The organism is Streptococcus lishijunsis (genome assembly GCF_047290665.1).
Taxonomy (GTDB): Bacteria; Bacillota; Bacilli; order Lactobacillales; family Streptococcaceae; genus Streptococcus.
Map to the genome: position 1 here is coordinate 34,322 of NZ_JBLBUC010000002.1, position 18,809 is coordinate 53,130.

Consider the following 18,809-nt stretch of genomic DNA (forward strand, 5'->3'; position numbering starts at 1 on the left):
GAAATAATCGAGAAAGGATGCTTATGTCTGAAGTAAATGAAAAAGTAGAACCAAAGCCTATTGATTTGGGTGAGTATAAGTTTGGTTTTCATGATGATGTTGAGCCTGTGTATTCGACAGGTAAGGGACTTAGCGAAGCGGTTGTTCGAGAATTGTCAGCTGCTAAGGGTGAGCCTGAGTGGATGCTTGATTTTCGTTTGAAATCTTTAGAAGTTTTCAACAAAATGCCGATGCAAGAATGGGGACCAGATCTTTCTGACATTGATTTTGATGATTTGATTTACTATCAAAAACCATCTGATAAGCCAGCGAGAACATGGGATGAAGTTCCTGAAAAAATCAAGGAAACCTTTGAGCGTATTGGTATTCCAGAAGCAGAGCGTGCGTATTTGGCAGGAGCATCTGCTCAGTATGAGTCAGAAGTTGTCTATCACAATATGAAAGAGGAGTTTGAAAAGTTAGGGATTATTTTTACCGATACAGACTCAGCTTTGAAAGACTATCCTGACTTGTTTAAGCAGTATTTTGCAAAATTAGTGCCTCCAACGGATAACAAACTAGCGGCGCTTAACTCAGCTGTCTGGTCTGGCGGTACCTTTATCTATGTGCCAAAAGGCGTTAAGGTTGATATTCCTTTACAGACTTACTTCCGTATCAACAATGAAAACACAGGTCAGTTTGAGAGGACTTTGATTATTGTTGATGAGGGTGCGAGTGTCCACTATGTTGAAGGGTGTACAGCTCCGACTTACTCAAGTAATAGCTTACATGCGGCTATCGTTGAGATTTTCTCTCTTGAGGGGGCGTACATGCGCTATACGACCATCCAAAACTGGTCTGACAATGTCTATAACTTGGTGACAAAACGTGCCACAGCCAAGAAAAATGCTACCGTTGAGTGGATTGATGGTAACTTAGGGGCTAAGACGACCATGAAGTATCCATCTGTCTTTTTAGATGGTGAGGGTGCGCGTGGTACTATGTTATCTATCGCCTTTGCCAATACTGGTCAACATCAAGATACAGGTGCCAAGATGATTCACAATGCGCCACACACAAGCTCTTCTATCGTCTCAAAATCAATTGCTAAAGGCGGTGGTAAGGTGGATTATCGTGGACAGGTGACTTTTGCGAAAAATTCCAAAAAATCAGTTAGCCACATTGAGTGTGATACCATTATCATGGATGACTTATCGGCTTCTGACACCATACCGTTCAATGAAATCCATAATTCACAAGTTGCGCTTGAGCATGAGGCTAAAGTATCTAAAATCTCAGAAGAACAACTGTATTATCTCATGAGCCGTGGCTTATCTGAGAGTGAGGCGACAGAGATGATTGTCATGGGATTTGTAGAGCCTTTCACCAAAGAACTACCTATGGAGTATGCGGTTGAGCTTAATCGCTTGATTGCTTACGAGATGGAAGGTTCAGTAGGTTAATAAATAGCAAGCAAAAAGCACTCGTATGAGTGCTTTTTTTAAAAGGTTATGTGAAGGCTTGGATCAATTTATGCCACCAAATCGTCAGAAAAAAGGCGGGCTCTACGGAATCTTTTGCTAAGAGTGTTATACTTGGTTCTTTTTCTAGATAACCACTACCCACCAAATCAGTGTCCTTATAGACCAACTTAGCCAGTGCTTGTCCTTTTTTGATAGGTGCGTAGGCTTCTTGGTCCTGTGTGATAGTGGTTGTGACCTTGTCATTGTTCTTTGGGACAACGACCTTGAAATCAGCGTCAGCCACAAGAGTGACAGAAGAGGATTTGCCATCTAGGACTTCAAGGCGGCTATCTTGATAGCTTTGCCCCTTTGTCACCAGCGTCTTCATGCTAAAGGTATGATAGACATAGTCTAAGAGAGCATTGGTGGCTGAAAAGCGTGCGCCGTCATTGCTATCAGCATTGTCGGCATCAAGAATGACCGTAATGACTCGCATATCCTCTTCAAGCGTGGTGGCGACAAAGCAAGCGCCAGCTAATTGGGTTGTACCAGTCTTGAGCCCATCAACACCAAGTCGAGCATAAGGCATAGTCTCAAGCATGAGATTTGAGTTGGTCATACTTGTCTCACCAAAGCTTGAGCTAGCTTTCTGTGTAATCTCTAGGACTTCTGGAAAGTCTGTGATGAGATGCCTTGCGACGATAGCAAGGTCCATAGCGCTCATGCGATTTTCATCATTTGTTTGACTATTAGGGTAGATATGCTCACCTAGCATATCATTGTTGAGACCTGAGGCATTGACCAGCTTAGCATCTGTAATACCCCATGACTCTAGCTGTTTGATCATCATATCGACAAATTTAGGCTCACTACCTGCGATTTTTTCTGCCAGGGCAATAGCTGCGCTATTAGCACTAGGGATGAGGCTTGCTTCGACGAGCTCTCTGACACTATATTGTCTAGCTGGCATGGGGACATTACTGACGTCTGGGTTAGTGGTCAGCTGATAGGCATAATCAGAGATGTCCACCTTACTATCCCAAGAAAGCGTCCCTTCTTTGATCGCTTGATAGACTAGATAGACAGTCAAGAGCTTACTGGTCGAAGCGACAGCAGCTGGGGTAGTCGCTTCTTTTTCATAGAGAATCTTTCCTGTACTAACCTCAACAGCGATAGCGTGCTTAGCAGGGACATCAAAACTATCAGCTCTAGCACTTAGCATACTAAAGCTTGCCCAAAGGATAGAGAGCACTATCAGTAGCTTCATATGTAATAAGTAGTAACATCTTTTCATCATGATGTTATTATATCATAGGAGGGATAAAGGGTAATGATTTGACTCCTGATAAGAGCGTCAAAAACTTTTGTAGCAAAGATTTTCACCTTTTCATGTGCGAATTTTCAGAATATATTGTCAAAAATACTTTTATTTTAGGAAACTTTAAGGTATAATAGAGGTATTGTTACAGTTGTACGCTTAACAGGAAATCATTAGGAAAAAGGGAGAGATGTTATGAGTCAAAAGTCTAAATGGCTTGCAACAGCAGGTGTTACCTTGTTAGCGGTATCTGCTTTAGCAGCATGTTCAAATCAAAAAACGTCATCATCAAATAATAAGGATACATTACCAACGTCTGTCACCAATGAAGGGACAGTCAAAGAAGACGCTACACTTAATGTAGCTGTCGTGGATGATTCGGGTGGTGTGGGTATTGTCATGCCTGAGCTTCCAGGTGCTTCTGTCGATAGTGACCTTGCCGAGTATGCCTATGAGTTTATGTTTACGAGTGATGAAAATCTTCAGATTTCAGATACAGGGCTTGCAACAGCTACTATTGATGAGGATAAAAAGACAGTGACGGTTAGTCTGACAGGCAAAGACTATAAGTGGTCAGACGGTCAACCTTTCACTATTGATGACTATATCTTTGCTATTGAAAAGATAGGAGATAAAGACTACACAGGTATTCGTTATAATGAAGGTTTCTCTAGCATTGTAGGTATGGCAGATTATCATGACGGTAAGACAGATACTATTTCAGGTATTGAAAAGAAAGATGACTATACAGTGGTCTTACAGTATGAGGATATCAATCCTTCAATGACTTATGTCAGCTACCTGCCTATGTATGCTGTTCCAAAGCATATCTTCCAAGACATTCCTGTCAAAGATTGGGAGCAAAGTGAGTACGCACGTGAGAAGTATGTCGGCATGGGACCTTATAAGATCAAAGAAATCGTCCCAGGTGAGTCTATCGTCTATGAGGCAAACCCATACTACTACCGTGGCGAAGCGAAAATCAAGCATGTCAAAAAAGACCTAGTATCAACAGATACGATCGCATCAGAAGTGAAAGCTGGTCATTATGATATCGTATCATCAATGCCAAGTGATCAGTACGATCAATTCCAAACATTTACAAATGTGGATATCTTAGCCAGCAAGTCAAATACCTTCCACTATATGGGCTTTAAGCTAGGAAAAGTAGAAAATGACAAGTTTGTTCGTTTGACAGATGCTAAGGTGGCTGATGTCAACTTACGTCAAGCCCTAGCCTATGCTCTTGATAATGAGCAATTAGGTCAGACCGTCTATAACGGCTTTTGGACTCCTGCCACAACACTAGAGATTAGCTTCTTTGGTGATTTGCATGATAAAAAGGCTAAGGGTTACCCATATGACCCAGAAAAAGCTAAGGAGTTACTAGAAGAAGCAGGCTACAAAGATAGTGACAATGATGGTTATGTAGAAACACCAAAAGGTGACAAACTGACCCTCACGCTTGCTGCACCACAGCGTGGAGATGCCTTTGAGTCTATGATTCAACAATACATCGAGTGGTGGAAGCAAATCGGTGTCAAAGTAGAACTCTTCAATGGACGTACCATGGAGAAGAATGCCTTCTATGAAGAAATCGAAAAAAATGATACCAAAGTTGATATGTTCTTAGGAGCTGTTGGGACAGGCTTTGATCCATCACCGATTGGCCTTTGGGGATCAAGTCCTACAAGCACGATCAATAAGACAGGCTTTGCTTCAGAAGAGCAAGATAAACTCTTTGCTAAGCTCGTGTCACCAGAAGCGATGGATGAAGATTATCGTATCAAGGCTTATGCTGAGTGGCAAGAATATGCTAACAAGCAGCTTTATGCAGCACCACTTTTTGAGATAAGCGAAGGTGTTGTTGTCAATAAACGTGTGAAATATTACGAAACCGCTATTGGTTCAGAAAAAGCACGTATTGAAAATCTTGAGCTAGTCGAAGATAAAGGTATTGCTGATAAATAATCATAAATGTAAGGCTAAGGAGGTGAAAAGGCTTATCAGACGCTGACGTTTGATAAGGACCTTCGCCTCTTTTGCTATTTACTGGGAGAGAGGATAAATGTATGACGGAGAGTAAGATCTTACTAGACATCAAGGATTTGCACGTAGGCTTTAGAATACGTGATAACTTCTATGATGCTGTAGATGGTGTTTCTCTAGCGATTAAGGAAAATGAGATTGTGGCGATTGTCGGAGAGTCTGGCTGTGGGAAGTCAACTCTAGCAACAGCTATCATGGGCTTACACAATCCCAACAACACACAATTACAAGGTGAGATAATCTATAACAATCAAAACTTACTAGACTTATCAGAGGAGGCTATCAACCAATTTCGAGGTAATGACATTGGTATGATTTTCCAAGACCCTCTAGCTTCTTTGAACCCTTTGATGAGTGTGGGAAGTCAGATTGATGAAGTACTATACTATCATACGGACATGTCTGCAAGCGAGCGTAGGGAGCGTGTCTTGGAGTTATTGGGGCAAGTCGGCATCCCAAATCCTAAGCGTATCTATGATCAATACCCTCATGAACTCTCAGGCGGTATGAGACAGCGTATAGGTATTGCTATTGCCTTGTCATGTAAGCCGTCTATCATCATTGCTGACGAGCCGACAACAGCGCTAGATGTGACCATTCAAGCACAGATTTTAGATTTACTCCAAGATATTCAGACAGAGACCAAGTCAGGTATTATCCTGATTACACATGACTTAGGGGTAGTGGCAGAGACGGCTGACCGTGTAGCAGTCATGTATGCTGGTGAAATCGTGGAAATCGCAGAGGTCGATGAGCTATTTAGCAATCCTAAGCATCCTTACACACGCTCACTTTTAAAATCAAATCCTCAAGCAGGACGTGAAGACGAAGAGCTCTATGTCATTCAAGGAGCAGTGCCTTCTATTGTCAATATCAAACGAGAGGGCTGTCGTTTTGCGCCTCGTATTCCATGGGTTGCGGCTAATCACCATGAGGACAATCCAAGATTACATGAAGTGTCGCAGGGACATTTTGTCCGCTGCTTGTGTTATCAATCTTTTAATTTTGAAAGTGAGAAATAAGCGATGGGATTTATTGAAGTTAAAGATTTAAAAGTTCATTATCCGATTCGTAGTGGTTTTTTCAATCGTGTGACAGACTATGTCTATGCTGTCGATGGTGTGGATCTTAGTATAGAGGCAGGCAAAACCTATGGTTTGGTTGGAGAATCTGGCTCTGGAAAATCAACTATCGGCAAAACCATTATCGGATTAGAAAAAGCAACCTCTGGTCAGATTTTTTATGAGGGAAATGATGTCACTAACCGCCAACGTAAAAATAGCGATCACTTTAGTCAAAACGTTCAGATGATTTTTCAGGATTCGCTCTCAAGTTTTAATCCTAAAAAGCGTATTTTAGATATTATCGCAGAGCCTATCCGTAATTTTGAGCGTCTATCAGCAGGTGAAGAAAGGCAAAAAGTGTTGTCTTTACTAGATACTATTGGACTGGGGGAGGAAGTCCTTCTCAAGTATCCTCACGAATTTTCAGGAGGACAACGTCAGCGTATCGGTATCGCACGAGCACTAGCTAGCAATCCACGCTTGATTATTGCTGATGAGCCTGTATCTGCCTTGGATTTATCCGTTCAAGCGCAAATTTTGAATTATATGAAGCGTGTTCAAGAGGAATTTAATATTAGCTATCTTTTTATCTCTCATGATTTAGGAGTGGTTCGTCATATGTGTGATGAGCTTTATATCATGTATCGTGGACGGTTTGTTGAGACAGGTCGCAAAATGGACATCTATGATGACCCGCGCCATATCTACACCAAGCGCTTGTTATCAGCTGTACCAAGCCTAGATCCTAAAGAGCGTCTTACCAATAAACAAAAACGACGTGAAACAGAAAAAGCCTTTAAAGAGCAGCAGTCAGCTTATTTTGATACATCAGGCAGAGTTTTTGACTTGCAGGAGATTACAGCTCACCATAAGGTTGCCTATGATGTGAAGGGAGGAGAGTAATATGTGGAAAACGATTTTAAGGCGTTTGCTACTCATGATTCCTCAGCTGATTATTTTGAGTATGATCGCCTTTTTCATCTCAAAGTTGATGCCTGGTGATGCCTATACAGCGCTTGAGCAAGATCCCAAGATAAGTAAGGAAGTCATCGAGCAATTGCGTGTGCAAGCAGGTTATTATGATCCTGTTTATATCCAATACTTTAAGTGGTTGGGAAATATCTTACAGGGTGATTTTGGGCAGAGTATTACCTTTAAGCAGCCTGTTATTGCAGTTATTGGTCAACGCTTGAATAATACGATTTGGTTGTCTCTGTTGACCTTGATTTTGACTTATGCTATTGCCCTACCGCTAGGGATGATTGCAGGGCGTTTTCAAAATAGCTGGGCAGATAAGCTCATTACCCTCTATAATTTCTTGACGTACTCAACACCAACCTTTGTCTTTGCTATTTTAATGCTTTGGTTGTTTGGTTATATTTTAGGATGGTTTCCAACACGTGGTACGATTGATGTTGGGGTCTCAGGCATTTCAGCCGTCTTTAGTAGGCTCCATCATATGATACTGCCAGCCATGACACTAGCGATTTTATCTACGACAGGAACGATTCAATATCTCAGAACAGGGATTATTGATGCGAAATCTCAAGATTATGTCCGTACAGCTAGAGCAAAAGGTGTGCCAGAGCGCGTGGTTTATAATCGCCATATTTTCAGAAACTCTCTTTTACCTATTGCCGCTTTTTTGGGCTATGAACTTACAGGTCTCATCGGTGGTTCTGTCTTTATTGAGAGTATTTTTACCTATCCAGGAATCGGTCAGCTCTTTTTGACGTCTCTATCACAACGTGATTATGCAGTCATTCTTGCCTTGTTATTGATGTTTGGTCTAGCGACGCTTTTAGGAACGCTTTTATCAGATATTATCATGAGTATTGTTGACCCTCGTATTAGGATTAAATAGAAAGGAGGTAGATCATCATGCAAACAAAAGAGATAAAAACAGCAAAGCCAACAGGTTTTGCCGTGATTAGCAGAGAATTTTTAAAAGACAAGCTTGCCTTGTTTTCACTTATTACCCTAACAGCGATTTTACTGATTGTTTTTGTTGGGTCGCTATTTTTAAATCAAGAGCAGGTGATGAGTGTCAATATCATCTCTAAAAATCTACCTCCTGGAGTTAATGGTCATCTGCTGGGGACTGATTCTTATGGTCGTGATATTTTAGGACAAGTCATTATCGGGGCACGCAATTCTATTTTGATTGGTTTTTCCATTACCATTATTTTGAGTGTGATTGGGATAAGCATTGGTCTGATTTCAGGTTATTATGGTGGTCGTATCGATGGAATTTTGATGCGTATCGTTGATTTTATCATGATTTTACCAGTTTTGATGTTGATTATTGTATTTGTGACCATCATTGATTCTTACACGGTTTATCATTTTATCTTTATTATGAGTGCCTTTTATTGGACAGGAATTGCTAGACTCTTTAGGACTCGAGTCTTGTCTGAGGCTAGTCTTGATTATGTCAGTGCTTCAAAGACACTAGGGACAAGTGATTTGGTTATTATGCTAAGAGAAATCTTGCCTAATATTAGCTCCCTAGTCATTGTCAATCTAACGCTGAATTTTGCGGGTAATATCGGTATTGAAACCTCCCTGACTTATCTTGGCTTTGGGCTTCCGTCAACCTCACCAAGTCTTGGGACACTTATTGCTTATGCACGTAACCAAGATGTCTTACAAAATAAGGCTTGGGTTTGGTTGCCTGCGGCTATTCTTATCCTTGTCATGATGCTTAGCATCAACTATATCGGACAAGCCTTCCAGCGTGTCGCTGATGCAAAGCAACGTCTGGGCTAATCAAAAAATCTCGAGTAAAACTTTTATTCGAGATTTTTTATGCTTTTTATTGATAATTAAAGGGCATATAGGGTAGTTAATGTGTAAATATTCAGATTTATTTTTATAAATGCTTTGATTTTAGAAATATTTAAGGTATAATAGTGGTGTTCGTTACAAAAAAGTCTTTGTGGCAGAAAATACACTTAAAAGGAGTACTTGCATGGTAAAAAGAAGTAAATGGTTTGCAGCTGCAGGTTTGACAGTCCTACTTGGGGCAGCCCTAGCAGCCTGTGGTAAAAGCTCAAGCAACAGCGAGAGTGCATCAAAAGAGATCAATTGGGCTGTTCCAACAGACATCATCACACTTGATATGTCTAAAGTGACAGACACTTATTCAAACATTGCGATCGGAAACTCAGGTGGTAACATCTACCGCTTGGACAAAGACGGCAAACTTGCCTTAGATCTTGCTAAAAGTGTTGATGTTTCTGAAGATGGCTTGACTTATACCGTAACACTTCGTGATAATCTGAAATGGTCAGATGGCAGCGACTTGACAGCAAAAGATTTTGTTTATTCATGGCAACGTATTGTGGCACCTGAGACAGCTTCAGAGTATGCTTATTTGGTCAGCGAAGCACATGTCCAAAATGCAGCTGAAATCAACTCAGGTCAAATCACAGATCTCAGCCAACTTGGTGTCAAGGCTGATGGTGACAATAAACTTGTCTTTACCTTGACAAGTCCATCACCACAATTCCAATACTATCTTGCCTTTTCTAACTTTATGCCACAAAAAGAAGAAGCGGTTAAAGAATACGGCAAAGACTACGGTACAGCTTCTAAATACCAAGTGTACTCAGGTCCTTACACAGTTACTGACTGGAATGGCTCAAACGGTAAATTTGTCCTTAAGAAAAATAAATACTACTGGGATGCTGACAACGTCAAGACAGAGACTGTCAATGTTCAAACCGTGAAAAAACCAGACACAGCTGTGCAAATGTACAAACGTGGTGAGCTAGATTCTGCTAATATCTCAAACACATCTGCTATTTTCAACGCTAACAAAAATAACAAAGATGTTGTGGATGTCTTTGAAGCGACAACTGCTTATCTAGCTTACAATATGTCAGGTTCTGTAAAAGGTTTGGATAATCTTAAAATTCGTCAAGCCCTTAACCTAGCAACAAACCGTCAAGCGGTTGTGAAAGCAGCTGTGGATACAGGTTCTACTGAAGCGACTGCTCTTGTACCATACAAATTGGAAACTCTTCCAGATGGTAAAGACTTGACAGATATTGTGGCTCCAGGTTACTCATATGATGAGTCAGAAGCTGCTAAGCTCTTTAAAGAAGGTCTTGCAGAAGCAGGTCTTGACAAGTTGACCCTTACAGTAACATCAGATGCAGACTCTCCATCTGCTAAAAACCTTGTAGATTACCTCAAGTCATCATGGGAATCAACCCTTCCAGGCTTGACTATTGAAGAAAAATTTGTCAACTTTAAACAACGTATTGAAGATTCTAAAAATCAAAACTTTGATATTGTTGTGACACTTTGGGGTGGTGACTATCCAGTAGGTTCTACCTTCTATGGACTCTTTAAATCAGACTCTGCTTACAACTACGGTAAATTCAATAACCAAGAGTTTGATGCTGCGTACGAAAAAGCTGTATCAACAGATGCCATGGATGCTAATGCTGCCGCAGAAGATTATAAAGCCGCTGAAAAAGTACTTTACGATCAAGCAGCTTACAATCCACTTTACTTCCGTACCACAAAGGCACTTCAAAATCCAAATCTTAAAGGTCTTGTGAGAAATACCACTGGTTTGTCAATCGACTTTACACATGCCTACAAAGACTAGGATAGTGATTAACATGATCAACATCTGCAAGAATTGGGAGACCAATTCTTGCTTTTGTTCATAAAGAACACTATCTAGGAGAGACGATTTAGCTGTTGATTCATGATGATTTTAAAAAGAATTTTGCTATTTTGATAGAAAATTGTTAATATAGTAGTGAGTTTTTTTAGAGATTGTTTTTTGGAAATAGCTATTTTGTGACAATAGTGATAAGAAGGAAATGGTACAATGGTTAAGTATATTTTAAAACGCCTTGCTATTTTATTAGTAACCTTATGGGTCGTGGTAACCTTCTCATTTTTCTTAATGCAGATTTTACCAGGGACTCCGTATAACAACCCCAAGCTAAGTGATGAGATGATTGCGCTTTTAAATAAGCAATACGGTCTTGATAAGCCCGTCTGGGAGCAATATCTCACTTATCTGTGGAATATCTTGCATGGTGATTTTGGCACCAGCTATCAGTCTGTCAATCAGCCTGTGGGACGCATGATTTCACAACGTCTGTGGATTTCTGTACAATTAGGTATTCAAGCTTTGATTATTGGGTTAATTGGCGGTGTGATTGTCGGTGGTATCTCAGCTAGTTATAAAAACGGCAAGATAGATGCTATTCTTAGTGTCTTATCAACTCTAGCTATATCTATCCCATCATTTATTTTGGGTCTATTTTTGCTTAATTACTTTGGTTTTAAATGGGATCTTCTTCCCTTATCTGGTTGGGGCAGTTTTTCACAATCGGTACTACCAACTCTAGCGCTGGGGCTGCCAACGCTTGCAACGGTATCTCGCTTTTTTAGAAGTGAAATGATTGAGACACTCAATTCAGACTACATTCAGCTAGCACGCTCCAAAGGGCTAAATGGACGACAAGTGGCTATTAAGCATGCTTATCGCAACTCCATGATTCCTGTTTTGACCTTGATTGGCCCTACAACGGCAGGTCTATTGACAGGATCAGCCTTGATAGAGCAAATTTTTTCAATTCCTGGGATTGGACAGCTCTTTGTGACGTCTATTCCTGCCAAAGATTATCCTGTTATCATGGGAACAACGATTGTATATGCAGCAATGCTTATGATTGCTATTTTGATTACAGATGTTATCACAAGTGTCGTTGACCCACGAGTGCGCTTGCAATAAGGAGAAGACATGGACACAACAAAATCGTTTAAACTTGTTGGGGTTGGCTCAGCAAGTGACCAAGAAAAAATTGACAAACCCGCCTTATCATTTTTACAAGATGCTTGGCGTAGGCTCAAGAAAAATAAATTAGCAGTTGTTTCGCTTTGGTTCTTAGTTTTCTTGATTATTTTCTCAATAGCTTCGACGCTTTTTGTATCGGATAAGTCAGCTAACACTCTTATTAACAATAAAGAAGTCGAAGTTTATCGCAATCTGCCGCCTAAGTTGAGTGGTAATCTGCCGTTTTGGAATGGTAGTATGACCTACTCAGGAGCGACAGAAAGCACCAATATCTATGCTGACCAAGGTGTGCCAGACAATCAAAGTTTCCTTTTTGGGACTGATGGCGTTGGACGTAGCCTTGGAAAGCGTCTGGTTGTTGGGATTCGGATTTCGCTGTTGGTTGCTATCTGTGCGACGATGATTGACTTATTGTTTGGGGTGACTTATGGATTGATTTCAGGTTATGTCGGAGGCAAGCTAGATACGTTGATGCAACGTATCATCGAGGTCATCTCATCTATTCCAAACCTTGTTATTGTGACGATGCTGGGTCTTTTATTGGGTAATGGGATTGTCTCTATTGTTATCTCTATTGCTTTTACAGGCTGGACAAGTATGGCAAGGCAGGTCCGTAATCTGACGTTGTCTTATCGCGAGCGTGATTTTGTCTTAGCCGCGCGTTCACTTGGTGAGAGTGGACCTAAAATTGCCTTTAAGCATATCTTGCCAAATATCTCAGGAATTATCATTGTGCAGATTATGATGACTATCCCAAGTGCTATCATGTATGAAGCGGTGTTATCTGCGATTAACTTAGGGGTAAAACCGCCAACAGCCTCACTGGGTTCTCTCATCGCTGATGCTCAGGAAAACTTGCAATACTATCCTTATCAGGTCGTCCTTCCTGCGCTTGCTCTTGTCATCATTTCGTTAGCCTTTATCCTTTTAGGAGATGGCTTGCGTGATGCGTTTGACCCTAAATCAAGTAACGACTAAGGAGAAGAAAATGTCTAAAGAAACACTACTAAGCGTTAAGAATCTCCACGTTGACTTTCATACTTATGCTGGGGAAGTTAAGGCTATTCGTGATATTAGCTTTACACTTAATAAAGGAGAGACCTTAGCGATTGTGGGTGAGTCTGGTTCAGGAAAATCAGTCACTACCAAAACCCTCATAGGTCTTAGCGCTCCTAATGCTGATATCAAAGGCGAGATTCTGTATAAAAATCGTGATTTAACAGGTCTCACAGAATCAGAGTGGACTAAGGTACGTGGTAATGACATTGCCATGATTTTCCAAGATCCGATGACCAGCCTTGATCCTACAATGAAAATTGGCATGCAAATCGCAGAGCCTATCTTGATTCATGAGAAAATATCTAAAAAAGAAGCGTTAGAGCGCGCTCTTAAACTCATGGAAGATGTCGGTATTCCAAATGCTAAAGAGCATATCAATGACTATCCGCATCAATGGTCAGGTGGGATGCGTCAGCGTGCAGTGATTGCCATTGCTCTAGCAGCTAATCCTGAGATTTTGATTGCTGATGAACCGACAACAGCTCTTGATGTGACGATTCAAGCGCAGATTTTACAGCTGATGAAACGTATCCAAAAAGAGCGTCAATCATCGATTATTTTTATCACACATGACTTGGGTGTCGTAGCGGGTATGGCTGATCGTGTGGCGGTTATGTATGCTGGTAAGATTGTAGAGTATGGTACGGTAGATGAGGTTTTCTATAACCCACAACACCCTTATACTTGGGGCTTGTTGAATTCGATGCCAACGACAGATACAGAGGCAGGCAGCCTTCAATCTATTCCAGGAACACCTCCGGATTTACTCCATCCACCAAAAGGAGACGCTTTTGCAGCGCGTAATGCCTTTGCCTTGGACATTGATTTAGAAGAAGAACCACCATTTTTCAAAGTTTCTGAGACGCATTATGCAGCGACATGGCTTTTAGATGAGCGGGCTCCTAAGGTTGATGTTCCTGACAAAATCAAAGCACGTTGGGCAAGATGGAAGCAAATGAAGGGAGCTAACTAATGGTTGATTATTCTAAAAAATTGGTAGAGTTGAAAAATGTCTCTCTGACCTTTAATAAAGGAAAATCAAATGAAGTGAAGGCTATCAATGATGTGAGTTTTGATATTTACGAAGGTGAGGTTTTTGGACTTGTTGGTGAGTCAGGATCTGGTAAAACCACCGTCGGACGTGCTATTTTGAAATTGTACGATATTGATAGTGGTGAGATTGATTTTCATGGTGAGACGGTCTCATCGCTTAAAGGTAAAGATCTCCATCGCTTTCGTAAGGACGCTCAGATGATTTTCCAAGACCCTCAAGCTAGTTTAAATGGGCGTATGAAAATACGAGATATCGTAGCTGAAGGATTGGATATTCACAAACTTGTCAAGACAAAAGAAGAGCGTACACAAAAGGTAGAAGAGCTACTTGATCTTGTCGGTCTTAATAAAGACCATATGACACGCTATCCTCACGAATTTTCAGGAGGACAACGCCAACGTATTGGGATTGCCAGGGCGCTTGCAGTAGAGCCTAAATTTATCATTGCAGACGAACCAATCTCAGCACTGGATGTTTCTATCCAAGCTCAAGTTGTTAATTTAATGCAACAACTACAAAGAGAGCAAGGTCTGACTTATCTCTTTATCGCTCATGATTTGTCAATGGTGAAATATATTTCAGATCGTATTGGTGTGATGCATTGGGGTAAATTGTTGGAGATTGGGACCTCAGACGCTGTCTATAATGACCCTATCCATCCCTACACTAAAAGTCTCTTATCAGCTATTCCAGAGCCAGATCCTGAAAAAGAGCGTGAGCGTGTCCATCAAGCGTATGACCCAAGCGCTGAGCAAGATGGTCAAGAGCGCGAGATGCGAGAAATCACACCTGGTCATTTTGTCTTATCGACAGAGGAAGAAGCCAACGCGTATCGAAAAGAGCACCAAGCATAAAACGGCAAGAGCCGTTTTTCTTTTGGAAAATTCTAGCAATAGCGTCTTTCTTCTATACCCAGAACGGCTTTTTTCTGCTATAATAGAGAATGTCTATACCGTGTGGCTAGAGTATCAAAAAGCCACAATGAGAGGAAGTTGATTTATGTCAAAATTATCAAAACGTGTGCTGTCTATGACAGAAAGTGTGACTCTGGCAGCCAGTGCTAAGGCTAAAGCCTTGAGGGCACAAGGACGTGATATTTTAAGTTTGACTCTTGGTGAGCCTGATTTTGTGACGCCTAAAAATATTCAGGAAGCAGCTATGGCTGCTATCACAGATGGTCGTGCTAGCTTTTACACTGTTGCTAGTGGTATTCCTGAGTTAAAAAAAGCTATCAGTGATTACATGAAACACTATTATGGCTATGAGGCAGCTACTAATCAAGTTGTTGTAGGAACAGGTGCTAAATTTATCCTCTATGCCTTTTTTATGAGTGTTTTAGATCCTTTAGATGAGGTGCTCATCCCAACCCCTTACTGGGTATCATATGCTGATCAGATTAAGATGGCAGAGGGAGTCCCTGTTTTTGTAGAAACAAGGCAAGAAAGAGACTTTAAAGTTAGTGTAGCTGACCTAGAAGCTGCACGAACAGCTAAAACAAAGGTCCTTTTGCTTAATAGCCCGTCCAATCCAACAGGCATGATTTACAGTAAAGAAGAGCTAGAAGCTATTGGTAACTGGGCAGTAGCCAATGATATTTTGATTTTAGCAGATGATATCTATGGGCGCTTGGTTTATAATGGAAATCAGTTTACACCGATTTCAAGCCTATCAGAAGCCATCAGAAAGCAGGTCATTGTCATTAATGGTGTCTCTAAAACTTATGCGATGACTGGCTGGCGTGTTGGCTTTGCGGTGGGAGATTCTGATATTATCTCAGGGATGAGTAAAATCATTAGCCAGACAACTTCAAATCTAAGTACCGTCTCTCAATACGCAGCGATTGAAGCTCTTAGCGGTCCTCAAGAGTCCATTGAGAAGATGCGCCAAGCTTTTGAAGAGCGTCTCAATACCATTTATCCTTTGTTGTGTGAGGTGCCTGGCTTTGATGTTAGAAAACCACAAGGGGCGTTTTACCTCTTTCCAAATGTTGAAAAAGCTATGGCGATGAAGGGATATGATGATGTCACAGCCTTCACAGACGCTATCTTAGAAGAAGTAGGTGTAGCGCTGGTGACAGGTGCTGGCTTTGGTGCGCCTTATAATGTTCGCTTGAGTTATGCCACAGATCTAGCGACTCTCAAAGAAGCTGTTGCACGTCTTAAAGCATTTATGGAAAGTTAGTCTTTCACAGATTATAAATAGAAAAGAGAAATTATGTCACAAAAGTATATCTCCATCATTGATGTTAAGGATTATGTTGGTCAAGAAGTTGCTATTGGCGCGTGGGTGGCCAATAAATCTGGTAAGGGAAAATTAGCCTTTTTACAATTGCGAGATGGCACAGCTTATTTTCAAGCGGTTGCCTTTAAGCCGAATTTCATTGAGAAATATGGTGAAGAAGAAGGGCAAGAGCGTTTTAATACTATTAAACACCTTAGTCAAGAAACATCTGTTATCGTTAAAGGGATCGTCAAAGAAGATGAGCGCTCTAAGTTTGGTTATGAGCTTGATGTGACGGATCTTGAGGTTGTCGGTGAGTCAAAAGATTACCCTATCACACCTAAAGAGCATGGTACAGACTTTTTGATGGACCATCGCCACTTGTGGCTTCGCTCACGTAAGCAAATGGCTATGATGCAGATTCGTAATGCTGTTATCTATGCGACATATGAGTTTTTTGATAAAAATGGCTTCATCAAGTTTGATAGCCCGATTTTGTCAGGTAATGCGGCTGAGGATTCGACAGAATTATTTGAGACAGATTACTTTGGGACACCAGCCTTTCTTAGTCAGTCAGGTCAGCTTTATCTTGAGGCAGGTGCTATGGCACTGGGGCGTGTCTTTGACTTTGGCCCAGTCTTTCGCGCTGAAAAATCTAAAACACGTCGTCACTTGACAGAGTTTTGGATGATGGATGCTGAGTATCCTTTTGTGACGCACGAAGAATCGCTGGATTTACAAGAAGCTTACGTCAAAGCCTTGATTCAAGGCGTGCTAGATCGTGTCCCTCATGCTCTTGAGATGCTAGAGCGCGACACAGATTTGCTCAAAAAATATATCGCAGAACCGTTTAAGCGTATTTCTTATGATGATGCCATCACTCTTTTACAAGAACACGAAGGTACAGAAGGAGCGGACTATGAGCATTTGGAGCACGGAGATGATTTTGGTGCACCGCATGAAACATGGATTTCAAATTACTTTGGTTTGCCGACCTTTATCGTGAATTACCCAGCAAGCTTTAAAGCTTTCTATATGAAACCTGTCCCCGGCAATCCAGACCGTGTCTTATGTGCCGATCTTCTGGCACCAGAGGGCTATGGTGAGATCATTGGTGGCTCTGTCCGTGAGGATGATTATGAGACCTTGGTGGCTAAGATGGATGCTCTTGAGATGGACAAGTCAGAGTATGAGTTTTATCTTGATTTGCGTAAGTACGGATCAGTCCCACACGCAGGTTTTGGACTAGGTTTAGAGCGTATGGTGACCTTTGTAGCGGGTACCAAGCATATTCGTGAAGCTATTGCCTTTCCTCGTATGCTTCATCGTATCAAACCATAAGACAAGAAAGAGGCTTGGCCTCTTTTTTGGTATGATGTGTGTAAAAGGTATTTTAGGAGTTGAAAAACAAGCGTGAAATTGGTATTATCAAAGCATGGTAAGATACAAAGCAGTTATTTCTTATGATGGACATCTTTTTTCAGGCTTTCAACGTCAAAAAAAAGCGCGTTCTGTCCAAGAAGAAATCGAAAAAACATTAGCTAAGTTAAATAGTGGTGTTCCAGTCAAGATACAAGGAGCAGGGCGTACAGATGCTGGTGTCCATGCTTATGGACAAGTTATTCATTTTGATTTGGAGACAGACAGAGAGCTTGAAAAGTTGCGATTCGCTTTAGATACCCAGACCCCAGAAGACATCGATGTGGTCAGTGTTGAGCGTGTGTCTGATGACTTTCATGCTAGGTATTGTAAACACTTGAAAACATACGAGTTTCTAGTGGATATAGGCCGTCCTAAAAATCCGATGTTACGTCATTATGCGACCCCTTTTCCTTATCATCTGGATATGGAGATAATGGCGAGTGCCATTAAAGATTTAGAAGGGACTCATGATTTTTCAGGATTCACTGCCTCAGGTACCAGTGTGGATAATAAGGTGAGGACTATCACAAATGCTAGCGTGACTTATGATGCTTCTAAGCACTTGGTGATTTTTCAGTTTACAGGTACGGGCTTTTTATACAAGCAAGTGAGAAATATGGTCGGCACTTTATTAAAAATAGGCAATCAACGAATGTCACAGAGTCAGATTCAGTTGATTTTAGAGCGTAAAGACCGTCATCTAGCAGGCCCTACGGCTGCTGCCCAAGGGCTATACCTCAAAGAAATCATTTATCAAGAGTAAAGGAGAGAAGAGATGGACTTAAAAGCCCTAGAAGAAGAAACAAGAGCGCTCGTTACAGATATTATCGATCGTAGTCGCATCAAGGCAGGTGACATATTTGTCTTAGGACTCTCCAGTAGTGAGGTTGTCGGTAGTCTGATTGGTCAAAATGCCAACCAAGAAGTCGGCGAAGTTATTGTCAGCGTCCTCCTAGAAGAGCTGGGTAAAAGAGATGTTTATCTAGCTGTGCAGGGGTGTGAACACCTTAATCGAGCTTTGGTGGTTGAACGTGAGCTAGCAGAGACAAAGGATTTGGAAATAGTCAATGTGGTGCCAAGTTTGAGCGCTGGAGGCAGTGCTCAAGTAGCTGCATTTAAATACATGGAAAATCCTGTCGAAATAGAAGAGATTGTAGCTAATGCAGGTATTGATATTGGTGATACCAGTATTGGTATGCATATCAAGCGTGTCCAAGTACCACTCGTGCCTAAAAAGAGAGAGCTTGGAGCAGCGCATGTCAGTGCCCTAACGAGCCGTCCAAAGTTAATCGGAGGCAGCCGTGCCCAGTATATAGAAGATCCTATTCGAAAATGTTAAAAAGCTGATACCATA

At 41.3% G+C, this 18,809-nt stretch carries 16 protein-coding genes; 15 read left to right on the forward strand and 1 reads right to left on the reverse strand.

Features of this window, described 5'->3' with window-relative positions:
- The first annotated feature begins 23 nt into the window (after positions 1-23).
- Positions 24-1,442 (forward strand): Fe-S cluster assembly protein SufB, encoded by a 1,419-nt coding sequence (gene sufB / locus ACLN19_RS01380; protein WP_413382372.1) that lies wholly within the window; start codon positions 24-26, stop codon positions 1,440-1,442.
- A gap of 46 nt (positions 1,443-1,488) precedes the next feature.
- On the opposite strand, the gene pbp3 is transcribed toward sufB, so the two are convergent.
- Positions 1,489-2,709 carry a D-alanyl-D-alanine carboxypeptidase PBP3 gene (pbp3, locus tag ACLN19_RS01385; protein WP_413382845.1) on the reverse strand — a complete coding sequence of 407 codons (1,221 nt, stop codon included), beginning with the start codon at positions 2,707-2,709 and terminating at the stop codon, positions 1,489-1,491.
- Between the two features lie 246 nt (positions 2,710-2,955).
- Between pbp3 and ACLN19_RS01390 the strand changes: the two genes are divergently transcribed.
- From ACLN19_RS01390 to ACLN19_RS01455, 14 genes are all read left to right on the forward strand, one after another.
- Positions 2,956-4,731: an ABC transporter substrate-binding protein gene (locus ACLN19_RS01390; RefSeq protein WP_413382375.1), complete on the forward strand. Its 1,776-nt coding sequence runs from the start codon at positions 2,956-2,958 to the stop codon at positions 4,729-4,731.
- 101 nt (positions 4,732-4,832) lie between these two features.
- Positions 4,833-5,831, forward strand: a complete 999-nt coding sequence (locus ACLN19_RS01395; protein ID WP_413382377.1) for an ABC transporter ATP-binding protein — start codon at positions 4,833-4,835, stop codon at positions 5,829-5,831.
- Between the two features lie 3 nt (positions 5,832-5,834).
- Positions 5,835-6,776 (forward strand): ATP-binding cassette domain-containing protein, encoded by a 942-nt coding sequence (locus tag ACLN19_RS01400; RefSeq protein ID WP_413382380.1) that lies wholly within the window; start codon positions 5,835-5,837, stop codon positions 6,774-6,776.
- A 1-nt stretch (position 6,777) separates the two neighbouring features.
- Positions 6,778-7,737: an oligopeptide ABC transporter permease gene (gene opp4B / locus ACLN19_RS01405; protein WP_413382383.1), complete on the forward strand. Its 960-nt coding sequence runs from the start codon at positions 6,778-6,780 to the stop codon at positions 7,735-7,737.
- A 17-nt stretch (positions 7,738-7,754) separates the two neighbouring features.
- Positions 7,755-8,642: an ABC transporter permease gene (locus tag ACLN19_RS01410; RefSeq protein ID WP_413382386.1), complete on the forward strand. Its 888-nt coding sequence runs from the start codon at positions 7,755-7,757 to the stop codon at positions 8,640-8,642.
- Positions 8,643-8,844: 202 nt separating this feature from the next.
- Positions 8,845-10,494, forward strand: a complete 1,650-nt coding sequence (locus ACLN19_RS01415) for a peptide ABC transporter substrate-binding protein (RefSeq protein WP_413382389.1) — start codon at positions 8,845-8,847, stop codon at positions 10,492-10,494.
- 228 nt (positions 10,495-10,722) lie between these two features.
- A complete protein-coding gene (locus tag ACLN19_RS01420) occupies positions 10,723-11,637 on the forward strand; it encodes an ABC transporter permease (RefSeq protein WP_413382392.1) in 915 nt (304 codons plus the stop codon).
- A 9-nt stretch (positions 11,638-11,646) separates the two neighbouring features.
- Positions 11,647-12,678: an ABC transporter permease gene (locus tag ACLN19_RS01425; RefSeq protein ID WP_413382395.1), complete on the forward strand. Its 1,032-nt coding sequence runs from the start codon at positions 11,647-11,649 to the stop codon at positions 12,676-12,678.
- A 10-nt stretch (positions 12,679-12,688) separates the two neighbouring features.
- Positions 12,689-13,732 carry an ABC transporter ATP-binding protein gene (locus ACLN19_RS01430; protein WP_413382398.1) on the forward strand — a complete coding sequence of 348 codons (1,044 nt, stop codon included), beginning with the start codon at positions 12,689-12,691 and terminating at the stop codon, positions 13,730-13,732.
- The gene (locus ACLN19_RS01435) at positions 13,732-14,667 is read left to right on the forward strand and encodes an ABC transporter ATP-binding protein (RefSeq protein WP_413382401.1); all 936 of its coding nucleotides are present in this window, start codon (positions 13,732-13,734) and stop codon (positions 14,665-14,667) included. The genes ACLN19_RS01430 and ACLN19_RS01435 overlap by 1 nt, the downstream gene beginning before the upstream one ends.
- Before the next feature lie 145 nt (positions 14,668-14,812).
- Complete coding sequence (locus ACLN19_RS01440; protein ID WP_413382404.1) at positions 14,813-15,994, forward strand: pyridoxal phosphate-dependent aminotransferase; 1,182 nt, start codon at positions 14,813-14,815, stop codon at positions 15,992-15,994.
- A 33-nt stretch (positions 15,995-16,027) separates the two neighbouring features.
- Positions 16,028-17,374, forward strand: coding sequence for an asparagine--tRNA ligase (gene asnS, locus ACLN19_RS01445; protein WP_413382406.1), 1,347 nt, complete (start codon positions 16,028-16,030; stop codon positions 17,372-17,374).
- Positions 17,375-17,468: 94 nt separating this feature from the next.
- Positions 17,469-18,218, forward strand: a complete 750-nt coding sequence (gene truA / locus ACLN19_RS01450; protein WP_413382409.1) for a tRNA pseudouridine(38-40) synthase TruA — start codon at positions 17,469-17,471, stop codon at positions 18,216-18,218.
- A 12-nt stretch (positions 18,219-18,230) separates the two neighbouring features.
- Entirely contained in the window at positions 18,231-18,794 is a 564-nt protein-coding gene (locus ACLN19_RS01455) for a TIGR01440 family protein (protein WP_413382412.1), read from the forward strand.
- Positions 18,795-18,809: the final 15 nt, after the last annotated feature.